This window comes from Enterococcus raffinosus (assembly GCF_018917525.1).
GTDB classification, from domain to species: domain Bacteria; phylum Bacillota; class Bacilli; order Lactobacillales; family Enterococcaceae; genus Enterococcus_A; species Enterococcus_A raffinosus_A.
Genome location: NZ_JAHLOS010000001.1, coordinates 26,519 through 45,203, shown reverse-complemented (window position 1 = coordinate 45,203; position 18,685 = coordinate 26,519). Strand labels below are relative to the sequence as shown.

Here is an 18,685-nt window from a genome sequence, read left to right as displayed (position 1 = left end):
CATACGATCTAACTAAACTCCGTGTGAATTTTTCTGCTTTAACAAATTGACTTCATCGCAAATGCCACCATACTCGAAAAGTACAACTGCCAAAAAAAGAAGGGCAACCATCCAGAGACGATTGTCCTTTCAAAATTATTGTTGGTTTTTCATTTGCTGCATCATTTGACGAACTTTCTTTTCTGAAGGTTTTTGGCCCATCGACATCATCATTTGACGTAACATATCCTCGTTGATTGGAGGATTCTTTTTGAAATAGTCTTGCATATATTTACGAGCTAAGAAGAAACCGCCGACAGCACCTAATAGTGCAGCGATTACTGCGATTAATACTACAATTCCAGTTGATACCATTTTCACCGCTCCTTTCCTGACACATTCTTGTATATTTTACTAAAAGATACTCTAAAAGAAAAGCCGTTTTAAGAAACTTCAAATCAATCTAGAAGATTTTTAGTCCAATCTTATTAATTGGCCTAGAAAAAGAAAGCTTTTCACTTTCTATATTAGTACATAGAAGTTTAGACGTCTTTAAATTGAAACAAATTTTCATGATCAAAAAAAATTTCCAGTAAATTTTAAACAATTGATGAAATTTAGATTAGAATATGCTAAAATGCAAAACAATATCTTCCTCGCTGGTGGCTAAGTGAAGAGGTGGAAACATGAGAGATTTTTTAAGATCCGTCAATCGGATCGTGGTGAAGATCGGGACAAGTTCCTTGATCCATCCAAATGGCAAGATCAATTTCGCTGGAATTGATCAATTAGCATTCGTATTAACTGACCTTCGAAATCAAGGCAAAGAAATAATATTGGTCTCTTCTGGCGCGATTGGCGTTGGAATGGACAAACTTAGAATCCCGGAACGGCCGCAGGAAATCCCTGTGCAGCAAGCAGTTGCGGCCGTGGGTCAATCTGAATTGATGCACATCTACAACCAACGTTTTTTAGTCTATAGTCAACAAACCGCTCAAGTACTATTGACTCGAGATGTGGTAGATTTACCCGAAAGCCGCAAAAATGTAATCAATACATTAGAGCAGCTCATTTCAATGGGGATCGTTCCGATTATTAACGAAAATGATACTGTCGCAGTTGATGAAATGGATCATACGCGAAAGTTCGGAGACAATGATGAACTTTCCGCCATCGTCGCACAATTAATGGAAGCAGATGTGCTGATTATGTTGAGTGACATTGACGGGTTTTATTCAGACAATCCCTCAACCAACAAACACGCAATTCTATACTCGACTGTTTCAACCATCAATGAAACGTTGATGGATCAAGCCGGCGGTGAAGGCAGCCGCTTTGGCACTGGCGGTATGGTCAGCAAATTGAAAGCAGCGCAACGAATTTTAGAAGCAAAAAGTGCCATGGTTTTAGCCAATGGGAAACCTCCCAGAATAATTTTTGATATTTTAGCTGGAGTTGATGTCGGAACATTATTTAAGGAGGAAAAACATGGATAACTTGATGAATACCTTAGGGCAGCAGAGCCGCTCCGCTGCGCAACAATTGGGCCAGTTAGAAACTACTCAAAAAAATGACTGCTTGCTGCAGATGGCTGAAGATTTGGAAAACAATGCCGCAGTTATTTTGACTGCAAATCAACAAGATCTATGTCGAGCAAAGGATAACGGGATTCCTGATCCAATGATCGATCGTTTACGTTTAACCGATGAAAGAATCAAGGAAATGTCTGAAGGCATCCGTCAGGTGGCGGCCTTGCCAGATCCAATTGGTGTCGTGGAGAAAATGTGGCGGACAGAGGATCAATTGATGGTTGGTCAACAACGAGTCCCTTTAGGTGTGATCGGAATCATCTTTGAGTCTCGGCCAAACGTGACGACCGATGCGGCTAGTTTATGTTTCAAATCAGGAAATGCTGTCATCTTACGTGGCGGCAAAGAAGCCTTCCATTCAAATCAAGCATTAGTGGAGCTTATGCAAAAGACACTGTGCAACTGCCAGTTGAATCCTGCTATGATTCAGTTTGTCAGCGACACTTCACATGATGTCGCGAATGAGATGATGCGCTTAAACGAATATTTAGATGTGTTAATTCCCCGTGGTGGTGCAGGTTTAATCCAACGCGTGAAAAGCAACGCGACGGTGCCAGTGATCGAAACAGGAACTGGTAACAATCACGTGTATGTTGATTCTGCCGCACAATTGGACATGGCACTAAGCATTGTAAAAAACGCTAAAGTTCAACGTCCCTCCGTTTGTAATGCGATCGAAACGTTACTCGTTCACAAGGAAATCTCAGCAGAGTTCTTACCTCTGATAGAAAAAGAATTGACACCATTAGTTACTATACGAGGAGATGCAGAGGCGTTAAAGCATTTGAAACAGGCGGATTTAGCAACTGAAGCAGACTGGGCAACCGAATTCTTAGACTATATCTTGGCAATCAAGGTCGTTGCTTCCATTGAAGAAGCCATCGAGCACATCAATTACTATAACTCCAAACATTCCGAGGCAATCGTCACCGACAGCTATCATAACGGGCAAAAATTCTTAAAAGAAGTTGACGCGGCAGCTGTCTATATCAATGCCTCGACCCGTTTCACAGATGGTTTTAAGTTTGGCTTTGGTGCGGAGATCGGCATTTCTACCCAGAAATTGCATGCCCGCGGACCAATGGGATTGGAACATTTGACTTCCAATAAATACATTATTTACGGTGATGGACAAATTAGAGAATAAGCTTAAAGGCACCTGCTCGAAATGACGAACAGGTGCCTTATTTTATTGCGCTTGAATTTTTGCTAATAGATCTGGATCGAACTGCTGTGATTTCAACATAGCGATTTCGAAACCATACGGTGGTTTTTGGTTCTTTTTGTCTTCTCCCACGTAAGGTGTTTCCAAGATTTTTGGTAAGTCTTTCAACTTTTCATGATGAACAATGGCATTCAAAGTATCAAAGCCAATCGTACCAAAACCAATGTTTGCATGACGATCCTTGTGAGAGCCCATTGGATTTTTCGAATCATTCACGTGAACGACTTTTAAGCGATCCAACCCAATCACACGATCGAACTCATCTAATACTCCGTCAAAATCTTCCTTAACATTGTACCCAGCATCATTTGTATGACAGGTATCGAAAGTCACTGAGAGCTTTTCATTCAACGTGACGCCATCAATAATATAAGCCAGCTCTTCAAAGGTTTTACCCAACTCCGTGCCTTTACCTGCCATGGTCTCTAAAGCAATTTGTGCCCGCTGATCTTTGGTCAATACTTCATTTAGTCCTTTGATGATTTGGTCTAAGCCAGCTTTTTCTCCCGCACCAACGTGAGCTCCTGGATGTAACGTAATCTGCATCGCTCCCAAGGCTTCCGCTCGCATAATTTCATCGCGTAAAAATTGGACTGCAAAAGGGAACATTTCTGGCTTGTTCGTATTACCAAGATTAATAATATATGGTGCATGCATGACAATATTTGATAGCCCATGCTCCTTCATAAATGCTTCCCCAGCTGGGATATTCATCTCATCGACTGGTTTACGGCGAGTATTTTGCGGTGCTCCGCTATAAATCATAAACGTTGATGCTTGATAACTCGCTGCTTCTTGTGCCGCACCTAATAACATTTCTTTGCCTTTCATACTTACATGAGAACCAATTAACATAAAAACCTCCAGATTTTTTATTTATAGGAATAACAATAAACTCGTCATCAATGGCAAACTGATTAAGAAACTAAGCGAAGAGGTAAAACCCACCACTTCTGCGCGCATTCCTGCAGCTACACTGTTGATCACACCAAATGTCGGAATCGGTCCGACTGAAACAAGACATAAAACGATTTTGATCATTGCCGGAAACGGTAGTAACATAAAAAGAACTACCAGCAATAAGCCCACCCCATATTTGATTGCTAACACACGTCCAACTAATGATAAATCCTTTTTCGGCAAGCGAAGCTCCAAAAACAAACCAATCATAAACATCGACAAAAACGTATTAGCATTAGCAATTGGCTGGGCGATCTGAAAAACGGCTTCTGGTAACTCAAGCTTTAAAATTCGCAAGGACAGCATGATCAAGTAACAGAGAAACGGCACCGATCGAAACAATCTTCCGAGAACTTTTTTTACGCTCGGTCGTTCTTCATCACTGCCACTGATGCCTTCGATTACTACATTTGAGCCGCCCGCCAGCATAACACTATTGCCAATATCAAAAAAGGATAGAATCGGAATCGCCTGCGGTATAAAGCTCTGAACAAAGGGAATCGCGAAATTTCCAATATTGTAGCCAGAAACACCGTACATCAAAAATTCTCGTTCTACCTGCTCCTGTTTTTTAGATAAAAAATGACCGATTAGAATCATCACTAGATTTAATACTAAACCAGCAAGGATTAACAACAGCAATTGGTTTTTTACTGCCAAATATTGCAGATTCACGATAATCGCGGCTGGCAGTGTCACATTAACGACTATCTTTGAGATCATCGAGCCGTCTGCCTTCATCAATAAGTTCAATCGTTTCGTTAAATAGCCTATCAAGATAATAACAAATAATCCTAACGAGTTTAATAATATTGCTCCCAAATGCTCACCTCACCCTACTTCTAAAACGCTTTCCCATCACTACATAGAAAGAGGATTGCTCCAAAAACTGGTACAATCCCTTTCGCAATTACAATTAAAATTGTAAAACAAAATATTTTTTCTTCCCACGACGAACAACGATGTACTCATCCGCTAATTTATCTTGGTCACTTAATGTGTAGGTCACATCTTGTACGCGATCGCCATTGATGTAGATCGCACCATTGTTGATATCTTCGCGAGCTTGGCGTTTAGACGCTTCGATGCCTGCTGTTATCAGAATCTCAACCAAATTCAAGTCGTCACCTGCTTGAACTTGATAATTAGGTACATTTTTAAAACCTTGTTTGATCTCTGCTGCATTCAAGTTTTTCACATCGCCGCTGAATAACGCTTCAGAAATGTGCACCGCTTGATTGTATGCTTCTTCTCCATGAACTAAAACAGTCACTTCTTTGGCTAAGGCCTTTTGTGCCGCCCGTTGTTCTGGAGCTGCAGTGAATTCTTTTTCGATCGCATCAATTTCTTCCAAACTCAAGAAGGTAAAGTATTTCAAGAATTTAACGGCATCGCGGTCATCTGTATTGATCCAGAATTGGTAGAACTCATATGGTGAGGTCTTCTCTGCGTCTAACCAAACCGCATTTCCTTCTGTTTTACCAAATTTTGTACCATCGGCTTTTGTGATCAAAGGCATTGTAAAACCAAAGGCTTGTTTACCTTCTTCACGACGGATCAATTCGATCCCTGATGTGATATTGCCCCATTGATCGCTGCCGCCTAATTGTAAGAGACAACCATAACGTTTGTTTAACTCGTAGAAGTCGTAGGCCTGTAGTAACTGATAAGCGAACTCTGTGTAGGAAATTCCCGATTCGATCCGGCGTTTAACACTTTCTTTACTCATCATGTAATTGATTGTAAAGTTCTTACCAACATCACGTAAAAAGTCGATCAGCTTTAATTCGCCTAACCATTCATAATTATTAGCGACTATTGCTGGATTTTCCTTGTTTTCAAAGTCAATAATCCCTGAAAGCTGATTTTTGATACTTTGTGACCAGCTTTGAACGGTATCTAACGTATTCAATTGACGTTCTGCATCTTTAAATGAAGGATCACCGATCATTCCGGTTCCGCCGCCAACCAAAGCGATTGGTACGTGTCCGTTTTGTTGGAAACGACGCAACGTTAAAATTGGTAATAAATGACCAATGTGCAGACTGTCAGCTGTTGGATCAAAGCCGATATATAGTTTAACAGACTCTTCGTTTAATTGTTTTTCTAGGGCTGCTTCATCTGTTACTTGAAAAATTAAGCCACGGGCTTTTAGTTCTTGAAAAAAGTCTGAATGCATATTTTTTCCTCCTAATTATTTTTGATGCGCTAACTAAATGTTAGACATATACTCATTACGCATATCATTTTTAAATGACTTATACTTTCCCATATTAACCGAAAAAACAAGGAAATAAAAGCCATTCGTCAGATTTCTTCGAAGTTCTAGATCAAGAAAAACGAGCCAGTAGCAAAAAGAAAGCCGGACAATATAATAATGTTTGTTTTGTTTTACTTAACAATTAGTTGAAGTTTTGATTACAAACATTGCATCCGCTTGTTAATAGAAGTAAAACTTTGCTATAATTCAACAGATAATTAAAATGATAGAATCTAATGAGGTGGACTTTTTGGCTCACAAGAAAAAAATAAATAAGCAACCGAAAAAGAGCAGCAAAAGCAAATCAAGAACGAGTCTTGGAGGACCTTTTGCACTAAATGTCTCTTTGCGAGTAGTCAAGTCATTGCTGCTTGGCTTAGTCGTTGTGCTCTTTTTAGGAGGCATGCTCGTTGTCGGAATCGGTGCTGGGTATTTTGCCCATCTTGTAGAAGGAACACCGACACCTACAAAATCGGAAATGAAGCAAAAAGTCGGCGATATCGCGGAATCATCAAAATTGCTTTATGCAGATGATCGCGAATTAGCAACAATTCAGGCTGATCCAATTCGAGAAAAAATCAATTCTGACGAGATTTCTCCATGGGTAAAAAAAGCCTTAGTCGCTACTGAAGATGAAAACTTCTATGAACACCGAGGTGTCGTACCAAAAGCAGTCGTACGAGCTCTTTTGGGAGAAGTTGTAGGCTTTGGTGCGGGATCAGGTGGTTCTACTCTGACTCAGCAGCTAGTCAAGCAACAAGTTTTAACGAATGAGACTTCCTTCAAACGGAAAGCGAACGAGATCGTCCTAGCATTAGATTTGGAAAAATATTTAAGTAAAGACGAAATTTTGACAGCTTACTTAAATGTCTCACCTTTCGGTCGTAATAATAAAGGACAAAATATTGCTGGCGTTGAAGAAGCTGCGATTGGAATCTTTGGGGTACATGCAAAAGACTTAAATCTTCCTCAATCTGCTTTTATTGCAGGGCTGCCACAAAGTCCGATCGTATACAGTCCCTACACAAACACTGGTGATTTGAAGCAGGATTATTCCCTTGGGATGGATCGAAAAGACGATGTATTGTTCAATATGTATCGTGAGCAGATGATCTCTAAAAAGGAATATGAAGATGCCAAGAAATATGATCTTTCAAAAGACTTCCAAGGTCGTCAAGCTGTAGAGGTTCAACAACATGGCTTCTTGTACTACACCGTCTATAATGAAGCCATCAGTATCGTGGCGAAACAACAAGCCAAAGAAGATGGGGTCAGTGATGCTGATTACAGCAAAGACGATGTTCGCAACCGCTACGTAGAGCAAGCCAAAGTGAAAATGCAAAATCAAGGATTGGTTGTAAAATCAACGATTGATAAGAATATTTATGACGCGATGCAATTAGGCGTCGCTGAATATGGGCAATACTTAGACGATGGCTCTGGAGCTACTGTTGAACCAGGGACCGTTATGATGGATAACAGCACGGGTAGAATTTATGGTTTTGTCGGCAGTCGTGATTACAATACAAACCAAAACAACCACGCCTTTGATACTTCACGACAAGCAGGCTCTTCAATCAAACCGGTATTGGTTTACGGACCAGCAATCGACCAAGGTTTGCTAGGAAGTGCTTCACGTATCGCCGATTATCCAATGAAGTATCAACATGGTGATGACGCTGGTAAAGAATTGAAAAATGCTGAAAACAAAGGGTCAAAAACCTTCCAGACCACAAGACAGGCACTTGTTGAATCGACCAATATTACTGCCTACCATGTGTATCAGGACTTATTAACGAACAAAGGCTCCGATCAATTTGCCTATGACAACTATCTAAAGAAGATGAATTACCCGACTTCTAATGACTGGGGTGTTGAAGCCGCACCATTAGGAACAACAAATGTTTCAACCTTAACTGAAGTCAACGGATTCCAAACCTTAGCGAATAACGGCGTCTATCAGCAAGGATACCTGATTGATTCTATTACTGATAGTACCGGCAAAGAGATTTATAAGCACAAGGATAATCCAGTTCAGGTCTACTCAAAAGCAACTGCATCAATTATGAATGATATGATGCGCAGTGTAATCAATGAACAACACACCACTCCCTTCAAGTCCATCTTAAGTGGTGTTAACTATCCATTAAGTACTGCGGATTGGGTCGGTAAAACTGGTACTACAGATAATTATGCCGATAACTGGCTGATCGTTTCCACACCGACTATTACGTTAGGAACGTGGACTGGTCGAGATGATAATAAACCAATGAACGATGGTGCGGGAAATCGGACAGCGACCTATATGGCCTATCTTGCCGCTAGAATTTATCAAGTCAACCCAACGATTTTCGGTGAAGACGAGAAATTTGAATTGTCTGATGATGTGAAGCAAATTAAAGTTTCTGACTTTACTGGTCTGAAGCCGGGCAAAGTTAACCATAATGGAACGAACTATCAAGTTCCTAGTGGCGAAACCACTTCTCTTTGGGCAAAGGATGGCCCAGCAGATAATTCCTATGAATTTGGGATTGGCGGAAATGACGATGATTACAAGGCCTATTGGAATACGCGTAACAAGGTTAACGCCAAGAACAAAGATAACGATACAGAAACAGATGATTAATAGTCAAAGACCTCTCTTTTTTCGGAGAGGTCTTTTTCTCCCTTCTTACTCTTCTTGTGGCGTTACTGACTTTTTGGTATTCTACCAAAAGAAAGAATTTTTTGAATGGAGGAACTACAATTGACGTTTGAAGAAATATTACCCGAATTAAAAAAAGGCGCAAAAATTATTCGTGAAGGCTGGGGCGGTTTCGAGTTATATGTCACATTGGTTGAGGGTGAAGTATTTGACGGTGCACCAGTGACGCCTTACTTTTTGATTAAAACGGCTGATGAAGGCTTTTCAAGCTTTGCTCCGACAGTTTGCGATATTCTTGCAGAAGACTGGAAAATCGTCGAATGATGACCTTTGATTTTACTGATAAAACTGTTTTCGTCACTGGCGCAGCCTCTGGTATCGGTACTGCTCAAGCACAGGCTTTTTTAAAGGCCGGTGCTCGTGTCTTTGCTTTTGACCAGCAAGAGTTGAATTTATCAGCAATGCAAAAATGTTATCCCAATCATTTCGCCTATCACCTGGGTGATGTTCGAGACAAAGATAGCTTGAAAGCAGCCATCGAAACATGTCACGGAATTTTTGGCAAGGTCGATATCTTGTTGAATACTGCTGGAGTATTGGATGATTATTTGCCCTTGGCTAAGACGGAGGATGACCTTTGGGAAAAGATTTTAGATACCAATTTAAAAAGCATGTTTACATTGACCAAGCTATTATTACCTGAGCTACTGGGGAATCGAGGAACGGTGATTAACATGGCTTCGATTGCCGGATTAGTCGCTGGCGGAGGCGGTATTGCTTACACCACTAGCAAGCATGCCATTGTCGGCTTCACTAAACAGCTTGCATTGGACTACGCCGCTAAAGGTCTCCATGTCAACGCCCTTGCTCCTGGTGCAATTGAGACACCCATGAATCAGGCAGACTTTTCTGGCGATGGACAGATGGCGAAATGGGTGGCTGAAGAAACGCCTGTTAAACGTTGGGCCAAACCAAAAGAAGTAGCTTATGCCACTTTGTTCCTAGCTAGCGAAGAAGCACGCTACATGCAAGGAACTATTTTGCCAGTTGACGGCGGTTGGCTATTAAAATAGCTTGCATTTTTTATAGAATCCTCTAAGATAAATGTTAGCGAGAAAATCGCACTGCGGCACTTCAATCCTTTGGCCGCAGTTATTAACGAGACGATGTCTTGTAAAGGAGAATGATAAAAATGCACCTTGAAAAAAGTACAGCTCAACGCTGGACGACTACTGATACGGCTAAAATGGCCGTTGTGACAGGATTGTATGTCGCTGTCACGATTGTTCTATCTGTTATAAGCTTTGGAGCGATCCAATTTCGTTTGGCAGAAATGTTCAATTTTTTACCCCTGTTCAACAAACGCTATACGATCGCAGTAACTTTAGGCGTAGCGATTGCCAATCTGGCTTCTCCGCTTGGGATTGTTGATGTGCTCTTCGGCAGTATCTCCACATTGATCGTTTTACTGATCTGTCGAGCTGTAACTAAAAAAATCACCAGCCTTAAGAAAAAAATGATTATCACCACATTGATTTTTGCCTTTTCCATGTTTACGGTGGCCGGTCAATTGACCTTCTTTTATCAAGCACCGTTTTTCTTCAATTGGCTGATCATCGGTTTAGGTGAATTACTTTCTATGTCGTTAGGCGGTCTATTGATTTATTTAGTGAATAAACGAATTGATTTGACGAAATAAAACGCGTGAGCAGAGTTGCTCACGCGTTTTTTTAACGATAGATGGCAATTGTTTGATACGGTTTGAGTGTGATTACTTCATCAACAACTTCCGTCTCATAATTATCAATCAATATGTTTCCAGTCAAAAATTCTTCCGGTATGTTGATCGTAGTCTCTGTTGGGAAAAAGTTATTAAGCACCAGCAGTGAATGTTCTTCTAGGCGGCGCACAAAACCGTAAATTTGCGGATGCTCAGGTAAAAAAGCCTCGTAGCTGCCTTTTGCAATCACTGGATAGTCTTTTCTCAATCTGATCAATTGTTGATAGTAGGTAAAGATTGACCCTTCTTGCAGTTCTTTTGCGACATTGATCTCATCAGCCGATTTTCCTAGTGATAACCATGGCGTTGTTTTTGAAAATCCGTTGTATTCGCCGCTATCCCATTGCATCGGCGTACGAGAATTATCACGAGACTTGGCTTTGACGATCTCGAAGGCTTCTTGTTCGGACTTGCCTGCTAGCAACAGCTCTTGATAGGCGTTCAAACTTTCTACATCGACATATTGTTCCATCGTATCGAAATCTGGATCGACCATCCCGATTTCTTCTCCCATATAAATATAAGGCGTTCCTCGATTTAGGTGGATCGAACTGGCTAACATTTTTGCGCCTGCTACCCGATAGTTATCCACATCAATGAAACGATTTAGCGCTCGAGGCTGATCGTGATTATTCCAGAAAAGTGCGTTCCAGCCACTTCCCTCACTCATTTGCGTTCCCCATGTATGAAACAATTCTTTCAGCTTCGCAAAATCAAACGGCATCAAGGTCCATTTTTTTCCATCTTTATAGTCCACTTTTAAATGGTGGAAATTGAAGGTCATATTTAATTCTTCACGCTCAGGATTTGTATATAAGATACAGTCCTCTACTGTGGTAAAACTCATTTCACCAACTGTGATGATTTCAGTGTCTTCTCCATAAGTCGCTTGATTCATCATATGGATAAATTCATGAGCAATCGGACGATCAGTATAGGCTGGTTTGCCGTCATTTTCTGGACAATCAATCAACACTTCGTCTTTACCGATGACATTGATAACATCAAAGCGGAAACCCTTAATACCTTTTTCCATCCAAAAGCGCAGAACCTCAAACAGCTCTTCACGCACTTCTGGGTTTCGCCAATTCAAATCAGCTTGGGTAACATCATATAAATGCAGATAATACTTACCCGTATCACCAAAGGGCGCCCAAGCATTGCCGCCGAATTTAGAAACCCAATCGGTCGGTTCGTCTCTTAAAATAAAGTAATCTTGATATTTCTGATCACCGGCTAATGCTTTTTGAAACCACTCATGCTCAGTAGAGACATGGTTGAAGACCATATCCAGCATGATTTCGATACCATTTTCTTTGGCGGTTGCCATCAGGCTTTCAAAATCATCCATTGTTCCAAACATTGGGTTAATTGCTGTATAATCTGCAACATCATAGCCATTATCATTTTGCGGACTCGGATAGATTGGACTTAACCAAACCATATCTACACCCAAACGCTTTAAGTATGGCAATTTTCTTTCAATTCCCGGCAGATCTCCTACCCCATCTTGATTGGTATCCAAAAATGATTTGGGATAAATCTGGTAAATTACCTTCTCTTTAAAACTCATGTTGCCCTCCAGCTTTCTATAATTCTGTTGCAATTAAGATTTTTTCATTACTTGTGACCGCTGTTTCTTCCAACAAGGGGTCCACTTGGAAATCAGTTGAGTTCGTCACAATGATTGGGGTTTGTACCTCATACCCTTCGCCTTTGATCGCCTCCACATCAAATTCCATCAAAAGCTGGCCCTTTTTGACACTGTCACCCTGCTTCACATGACTGGTAAAGTATTTTCCATCTAGCTGTACTGTATCGATTCCTATGTGGATCAATACTTCAGTACCTTCCGTGCTGACTAATCCGATTGCATGCTTCGTTGGGAATAGCAGACTGATTTGACCATCAAACGGCGCATATAGTTTGCCTTCACTAGGATCAATCACAACGCCTTGCCCCATCATGCCTTCAGCAAAAACTGGATCCTTGGCACTGCTTAATGGATGCAGCATACCTGCAATTGGAGCAAATAATTCAACGACTGCACCAGCCTTTTTAGTGGCCTCGCTGCCTAAAGTCGGTACATTGCCTTCTTCAACCCGATCAAGTTTATTAAATAAACCAATGCGACGGAAAGTCAGTGTCAATAAGAATGGCACTGCGATTGCAATCACCATACCGATGGCGAAAATCAAATAATCCTGTGGGCGAATGGCTAAAATCCCTGGCAACCCGCCAACACCAATTGATAAGGCGCGAACTTTGAATAGTGTAATAAATAGACCTGCAATCCCGCTACCGATCATCGCTGCGATAAATGGATAGGTGTATTTCAAGTTAATCCCAAACATGGCAGGTTCAGTAACCCCTAACCAAGCAGAAATAACCGATGGAATCGATACTTGTTCTTCTTTTTTGTTGCCGCGATGAGCAAATACGACTGCCAAAACAGCGGCCCCTTGAGCGATATTTGATAAACAAATCATTGGCCATAGATTCGTAGAGCCAAAGTCGGCAATCAACTGTGAATCAATCGCCAACGTGGTATGATGCAGACCCGTAATCACCAGCGGCGAATAGAATGCCCCGAAAATCCCACCAAATAACCAGCTGAAGCTAGAGGTCAATCCTGCATTCACGACAGCAGAGATAGCCGTTCCGATTTTCCAACCGATTGGACCTAAAATAATATGTGCAGCTAAAATCGTTGGAATCAAAGAGAAAAATGGCACGAAGATCATCGACACTGCTTCTGGTATATGTTTTCGGAAGAAGCGTTCTAGATAAACAAGTAAGAAACCGGCCAGCATCGCTGGAATAACTTGTGCTTGGTAACCGATTTTATCTACGGTGAAAAATCCGAAGTCCCATGTCCAATTTTTCACAATTTCTGCGGCAGTTGTTCCGTTCACTGCATATGCATTTAACAATTGTGGAGAAACCAGTGTAATCCCGAGCACAATTCCAAGGATTTCCGTAGCCCCCATCTTACGGGCGATACTCCAAGTAATTCCTACCGGTAAGAAATGGAAGATTGCTTCACCTGGTAACCATAAGAAGCCATTTACACCATTCCAAAATGTTGAAGCTTCAACAATCGTTTGACCATCTAGCCAGCCCATTGGTACAGCTTCTAAAATATTACGAAATCCTAAAATCAAACCGCCGACAATAATTGCTGGTAATAATGGTGTAAAAATTTCTGCTAAAACAGTAATGGCGCGTTGAACTGGATTCTGATTTTGTTTGGCTGCTGATTTTGCTGCTTCTTTTGAAACACCTTCAATCCCAGAAACTTTGGCAAACTCGTTATAAAATACGGCAACATCATTTCCGATGATTACTTGAAACTGACCGGCATTGGTAAACATCCCTTTTACACTAGGAATATCTTCAATCTTAGCTTCATCGGCCTTTTTTGGATCATTTAGGACAAACCGCATCCGTGTGGCACAGTGGGTAACCGCGGAAATATTCTTCTTGCCGCCAATTGCCGCCAGCAGGTCCTTTGTATCCTTTTCATATTTTCCCATCTTTTTTTCCCTCCGAATAATTTTAACTTGTATGGATAAGTTCAGCTGATACATTTACTATAAAAGGTTTTGCTTCATTTGTAAATCGCTTACATTCGAGTGGAAATACTATTTATGAGAAAACACTCATTCAAATAAGCCGTAGTCAGTTTTAAAAGCGAAATATCGGTATTACAACTACAAACAGGTTCGGAGGTTACCCAACAAGTTAACTGTAAAATAAAAATTTACTCATTTTAATTTTGTTGAAGCAGCAGAAAGCGTTTTACATTCTAAATCTTTATTCGTATAATAAAAATACATATACGGACAAGTTAATATATGATCGTTCATCAAAACACAAAATTAGTTTCTTATATAGAAGGAGGATACGATGAAAAACTATGAAGTGATCTATCAAGCAATTGAGCGTGGAATTCTAAAGGGTGTGTATGAAGCGGGAGATTACCTGCCTAGCGAGAACAAACTGCGGCAAAGCTATCATGTCTCACGTGACACAATTCGCAAAGCCTTATCTCTTTTGATGGCAAATGGCTATATTCAGAAAATCCAGGGCAAGGGGTCACTCGTTTTGAAGCGGGAGCAATTGCGATTTCCTGTATCAGGTCTGACCAGCTACAAAGAATTGCAGAATTCTTATGGCTATGAAAGTAGTACCGAGGTTGTTAGTCTTAAAAAAATTGTGATTGATGATAAAACAGCCCGTGTGACAGGCTTTGAAACAGGAGCTGTTTGTTGGGAATTGATCCGCACGCGTGCCATTGATCAGAAAAAAGTGATTCTCGATAAAGATATACTGCTAACGACTATCGTGCCAGAGTTAGATACGGAAATTGCGAAAGACTCTATCTATCGTTATTTTGAAAATCAACTTGGTTTAACCATTTCCTTCGCCGAAAAAGAAATTACGATTGATGCATTGACTGATGAAGATCGTGAGCTGCTTGATCTCAATCAGCATGACATCAACATCGTTTCAGTAAAGAGCCGCGTTTTTACTAGTGATGCCCGTCAGTTCCAATACACCGAAAGCCGTCATCAAGTGGATAAATTTCGTTTCTTTGACTTTGCTCGACGTCATCCTTCGACGATGTAGAATATTTTACAAAAAAGCTGCACCCAAATCGGCGCAGCTTTTTTAAAATTATTCTTTTGTTGAACCTTTTTCGAAGATACCATGTGGCAATTCGATCGTTTTTTGTTCAATCTCTTCTTTGTTCATCATTTTTGTCAATAGACGCATTGCGACAGCACCGATATCATACAACGGTTGTGTCACACTGCTTAGACGTGGACGAGCTACTTCTGTCAGTAATGAATCATTGCTTGTAATGATTTCAAAGTCTTCAGGTACTTTCACACCTTTGTCGATTAAACCATCCAATAAGCCAATCGCTAATTCATCATCGGTTACATAAGCGGCTGTTGCCCCACTATTTAAGATACGTTCAGTCAATGCTAAACCTTCTTTAAAGTTGTAAGGTGCTTCAAAGATCAAGCCTTCGTTGTAATCCAAGCCATTTTCAGCTAATGCTTCTTTGTATCCGCCCATACGAGCTTGTCCGTTGATGGCATCGATCAAAGCGCCACTAATGAAGGCAATCTTCTTATTGCCATGTTTTGCAAGTAAGTCGATTGATTCTTTCGTTGCTGCTTTGTAGTCGATGTTTACACTGCCGACTTGTTCATCTGGATCGATTGAACCAGCTAGAACGATCGGTGTTTTTGAACGTGAGAATTCCGCACGAATTTCATCAGTAATGCGATGACCCATGAAGATTACTCCGTCTACTTGTTTTGCTAATAAATTGTTCAGCACATTTACTTCTTTTTGCGCTTCGCCGTCTGAGTTAGCCAAAATAATATTGTACTTGTACATTGTAGCAATGTCGTCGATTCCCCGCGCTAATGACGCGAAAAACATATTGCTGACATCTGGAATGATTACACCGACTGTCGTTGTTTTCTTACTTGCTAGTCCTCGTGCGACAGCGTTTGGACGATAATCTAGACGTTCAATAACTTCTAACACCTTTTTACGTGTTGTTGGTTTCACATTGGGGTTGCCGTTGACCACACGAGAAACGGTCGCCATTGAAACATTTGCTTCGCGGGCAACATCATAAATCGTAATTGTTTGCTTTTCCATGGATATGCTCCTTTAAAATTGTTTTCAGAAAATATCATTTACATTTCTAAAAGATAATAGCACGTTGTTTCATTGATTGCAACCGTTTTACACATTTTTTCTTAAAATTTTGTAAGCGTTTTATAAGAATCGTTTTTCAATAAAATTTATTAGTGATACAATCATAATAAGCTGAAAGAAAGAAGGATGTTTTAATGAACCAAGAAAAAGTTTCAGAATTACGCAAATGGATGCAAAAAAACAACGTAGATTTAGCTTATGTTTCTGATGCAAGTCACATTGGCTATTTCTCAGGCTTCGACAGTAATCCCATGGAGCGTGTACTAGCGTTATTCATTCCACTTGAAAAAGCCCCATTTTTATTCGCACCTGGTCTTGAAGTAGAAGATGCTAAAGCCAGCAGTTTTGAATATGATGTCGTCGGCTACTTAGATAGCCAAGACCCATTTTCAATCATCGTGGATGAAATCAAAAAACGTTACGGTTCGCCTAAAAAAATTGCGTTAGAAAAAAATCAATTAGTTTTGGACCGCTACTTGCGGTTAAGCGAAGCCTTCCCAGCTGCTGATTTTTCCGCTGATTTGACTCCGTTAGTTCAAGAATTACAATTATATAAAACCGAAGACGAATGCCAACACTTAATAGAAGCTGGTTCAACGGCGGATCTCGCTTTTGAAATTGGCTTCAGACACGTGAAACCAGGTGTGACTGAAGAAGAAATCGTAGCGGAAATCGAATATGAATTGAAGAAAAAAGGCATCAAACAAATGTCCTTCCCTACCGAAGTATTGGCTGGACCAAACGCTGCTAGTCCGCATGGCACACCAGGAAAAAATACTTGTAAAGAAAACGAATTAGTCTTGTTTGATTTGGGGACGATCGTTAACGGCTACTGCAGCGATGCGACAAGAACTGTTGCCTGCGGAAAACCAACCGATCACCAAAAGGATATTTATAATATCGTCCTAGAAGCGCAATTAAGTGCGCAAGAAGCGGTAAAACCGGGGATTACCTGTGGCGAACTTGATAAAATCGCACGTGATGTGATTGAAAGCCATGGTTATGGAGAATACTTCAATCATCGCCTAGGTCATGGAATCGGCACAACCATTCATGAGTTTCCACAAATCGTTGGTGGTAATGATTTAGTAGTCAAAGAAGGCATGTGCTTCTCAATTGAACCAGGCATCTATTTACCAGATGATGTCGGTGTTCGAATCGAAGACTGCATTTATGTGACAAAAGACGGATGCATTCCATTTACTAAGACTCCAAAAGAGTTGATTATCTTATAGAAAAAAAGAGTGATCCTTAGCTATCTTAATTGATAAGGATCACTCTTTTTTTTAATTATCCCTTACTCCTTCACGATCGCCAAAAAAGTAATAACTGGTAATCAAGTATGCCGCTACAATCATTGCTAAAAACAAATAGAAGACATTGTCCTTAAGCGAATGCAAATACCATAGTATAAAAGATAAAAGCACTGGCATGACAGCAAAACGAATCCAAGGCTGCTTCCAGTATCGGCGCATCATCACCCATAAAAAGCGTAAGGGTAAAAAAGCGATCCCAAATAGAACCAGACCAACAAACCACTGAATTTTCTTCACAACATGTTCCTCCTCGTTTTCTTTTGAAGAAGACTCCTGCACTAATTGAACGGCCAAGATTTTTTCCAAACCTTTTTTTGAAAGCGCGTCGGGTTCACTTTTTCCCAGCTCCCATTTTGAAATCGTTTGTCTTGTTACATATAGTTGATCCGCCAATTGCTGTTGCGTCATCTTCAATTCTTCTCTTTTTGAACGAATGATTTTTCCTATTTCCAATTTTCGTTACTCCTCTATTATTATTTACTATGCCTTGAGATTACAGCAACAACAGGCGTTGCGCACGCAACACTTTAAAAATAAGACAATTTCTTGAAAGAATTTATTGAACAAACCGATTTTTCTGCATAAAAAATAGCCCTCAAAGCTGAGGACTAGAATTTTTATTCCGGATTATTTTTTTCGACTTCTTCTTTTAATTCTTCTTTAACTTCTTCGAAGGCCGGTTTTTCTTCACTTACTTCTTTTGCTTTATCTGCTAACTCATCGGCGCCTTTAGTAACAGTTTCCTTCGCCTCTTCTTTTGTCTCCTTAACATCGATCACGATATCCTCTGAAGCATCTTCTGCAACATCTTTGGCATCGCCGGCTGCTTTGCGGAAACGATCAGATAGATCAGAGCTTTGACGTTTTAAATCTTCCAACGTATCAGAAGTAATATCATCCATGTCATCCATTGAATCACTTACTTTACTCTTCACATTTGAAGCTAAGTCACTCGCTTGATCGCCTAAATCAGAAGCACGATCCTTTACAATCGATCCCACTTCACTAGTCTTTGAGACAAAATCATCGGTATAATCTGAAGCTAAGTCTAACCATTCATCTGTCTTCTTCGCTAAATCTTCACGCATTTCTTTGCCCGATTTTGGTGCTAATAGCAATGCTACTACAGCTGCTGCCGTTCCACCAATTAAGGCTCCTGCAAAAAATCTTCCACGTTTCGTCATGCT

General features: G+C 40.5%; 17 protein-coding genes. 8 read left to right on the top strand and 9 right to left on the bottom strand.

Annotation, left to right across the window (positions count from 1 at the left end; genetic code table 11):
• Positions 1-135: 135 nt before the first annotated feature.
• Complete coding sequence (locus KQI58_RS00225; RefSeq protein WP_010740033.1) at positions 136-354, bottom strand: YneF family protein; 219 nt, start codon at positions 352-354, stop codon at positions 136-138.
• Between the two features lie 311 nt (positions 355-665).
• Between KQI58_RS00225 and proB the strand changes: the two genes are divergently transcribed.
• Positions 666-1,475 carry a glutamate 5-kinase gene (gene proB, locus KQI58_RS00220; protein WP_216405426.1) on the top strand — a complete coding sequence of 270 codons (810 nt, stop codon included), beginning with the start codon at positions 666-668 and terminating at the stop codon, positions 1,473-1,475.
• Positions 1,468-2,715 (top strand): glutamate-5-semialdehyde dehydrogenase, encoded by a 1,248-nt coding sequence (locus KQI58_RS00215; RefSeq protein WP_216405424.1) that lies wholly within the window; start codon positions 1,468-1,470, stop codon positions 2,713-2,715. The genes proB and KQI58_RS00215 overlap by 8 nt, the downstream gene beginning before the upstream one ends.
• A 42-nt stretch (positions 2,716-2,757) precedes the next feature.
• Here the strand turns inward: KQI58_RS00215 and KQI58_RS00210 are convergent, their stop codons facing one another.
• The 3 genes from KQI58_RS00210 to tyrS form a co-directional block, all read right to left on the bottom strand.
• Entirely contained in the window at positions 2,758-3,648 is an 891-nt protein-coding gene (locus KQI58_RS00210; protein ID WP_216405422.1) for a deoxyribonuclease IV, read from the bottom strand.
• Positions 3,649-3,669: 21 nt separating this feature from the next.
• On the bottom strand, positions 3,670-4,575 hold the full coding sequence (locus KQI58_RS00205) for an AEC family transporter (RefSeq protein WP_216405420.1): 906 nt from the start codon (positions 4,573-4,575) through the stop codon (positions 3,670-3,672).
• A 94-nt stretch (positions 4,576-4,669) separates the two neighbouring features.
• Complete coding sequence (gene tyrS, locus KQI58_RS00200; RefSeq protein ID WP_216405418.1) at positions 4,670-5,932, bottom strand: tyrosine--tRNA ligase; 1,263 nt, start codon at positions 5,930-5,932, stop codon at positions 4,670-4,672.
• A 331-nt stretch (positions 5,933-6,263) separates the two neighbouring features.
• On the opposite strand from tyrS, the gene KQI58_RS00195 reads away from it, so the two are divergent.
• From KQI58_RS00195 to KQI58_RS00180, 4 genes are all read left to right on the top strand, one after another.
• A complete protein-coding gene (locus tag KQI58_RS00195; RefSeq protein WP_216405416.1) occupies positions 6,264-8,639 on the top strand; it encodes a transglycosylase domain-containing protein in 2,376 nt (791 codons plus the stop codon).
• Positions 8,640-8,759: 120 nt separating this feature from the next.
• Complete coding sequence (locus tag KQI58_RS00190) at positions 8,760-8,981, top strand: DUF2829 domain-containing protein (RefSeq protein ID WP_016181299.1); 222 nt, start codon at positions 8,760-8,762, stop codon at positions 8,979-8,981.
• Positions 8,978-9,730, top strand: a complete 753-nt coding sequence (locus KQI58_RS00185; protein ID WP_216405413.1) for a 3-oxoacyl-ACP reductase — start codon at positions 8,978-8,980, stop codon at positions 9,728-9,730. Before KQI58_RS00190 ends, KQI58_RS00185 begins: the two co-directional genes overlap by 4 nt.
• Positions 9,731-9,849: 119 nt before the next feature.
• Positions 9,850-10,356, top strand: coding sequence for a QueT transporter family protein (locus KQI58_RS00180; protein WP_216405411.1), 507 nt, complete (start codon positions 9,850-9,852; stop codon positions 10,354-10,356).
• A 31-nt stretch (positions 10,357-10,387) separates the two neighbouring features.
• Here KQI58_RS00180 and treC read toward each other — a convergent pair whose 3' ends face one another.
• Both treC and treP read right to left on the bottom strand, forming a co-directional pair.
• Positions 10,388-12,010 carry an alpha,alpha-phosphotrehalase gene (gene treC, locus KQI58_RS00175; protein WP_216405409.1) on the bottom strand — a complete coding sequence of 541 codons (1,623 nt, stop codon included), beginning with the start codon at positions 12,008-12,010 and terminating at the stop codon, positions 10,388-10,390.
• Between the two features lie 16 nt (positions 12,011-12,026).
• Positions 12,027-13,973, bottom strand: a complete 1,947-nt coding sequence (gene treP, locus KQI58_RS00170) for a PTS system trehalose-specific EIIBC component (protein WP_216405407.1) — start codon at positions 13,971-13,973, stop codon at positions 12,027-12,029.
• 373 nt (positions 13,974-14,346) lie between these two features.
• Here treP and treR point away from each other — a divergent pair, with 373 nt between their 5' ends.
• The gene (gene treR, locus KQI58_RS00165) at positions 14,347-15,069 is read left to right on the top strand and encodes a trehalose operon repressor (protein ID WP_216405405.1); all 723 of its coding nucleotides are present in this window, start codon (positions 14,347-14,349) and stop codon (positions 15,067-15,069) included.
• Between the two features lie 48 nt (positions 15,070-15,117).
• On the opposite strand, the gene ccpA is transcribed toward treR, so the two are convergent.
• Positions 15,118-16,122, bottom strand: coding sequence for a catabolite control protein A (ccpA, locus tag KQI58_RS00160; protein ID WP_016181293.1), 1,005 nt, complete (start codon positions 16,120-16,122; stop codon positions 15,118-15,120).
• A gap of 194 nt (positions 16,123-16,316) precedes the next feature.
• Here ccpA and KQI58_RS00155 point away from each other — a divergent pair, with 194 nt between their 5' ends.
• Complete coding sequence (locus tag KQI58_RS00155) at positions 16,317-17,417, top strand: M24 family metallopeptidase (protein ID WP_216405404.1); 1,101 nt, start codon at positions 16,317-16,319, stop codon at positions 17,415-17,417.
• Between the two features lie 51 nt (positions 17,418-17,468).
• Here the strand turns inward: KQI58_RS00155 and KQI58_RS00150 are convergent, their stop codons facing one another.
• Positions 17,469-17,951, bottom strand: a complete 483-nt coding sequence (locus KQI58_RS00150; protein WP_216405402.1) for a helix-turn-helix domain-containing protein — start codon at positions 17,949-17,951, stop codon at positions 17,469-17,471.
• A gap of 164 nt (positions 17,952-18,115) precedes the next feature.
• Entirely contained in the window at positions 18,116-18,682 is a 567-nt protein-coding gene (locus KQI58_RS00145) for a YtxH domain-containing protein (RefSeq protein WP_216405400.1), read from the bottom strand.
• Positions 18,683-18,685 lie beyond the last annotated feature (3 nt).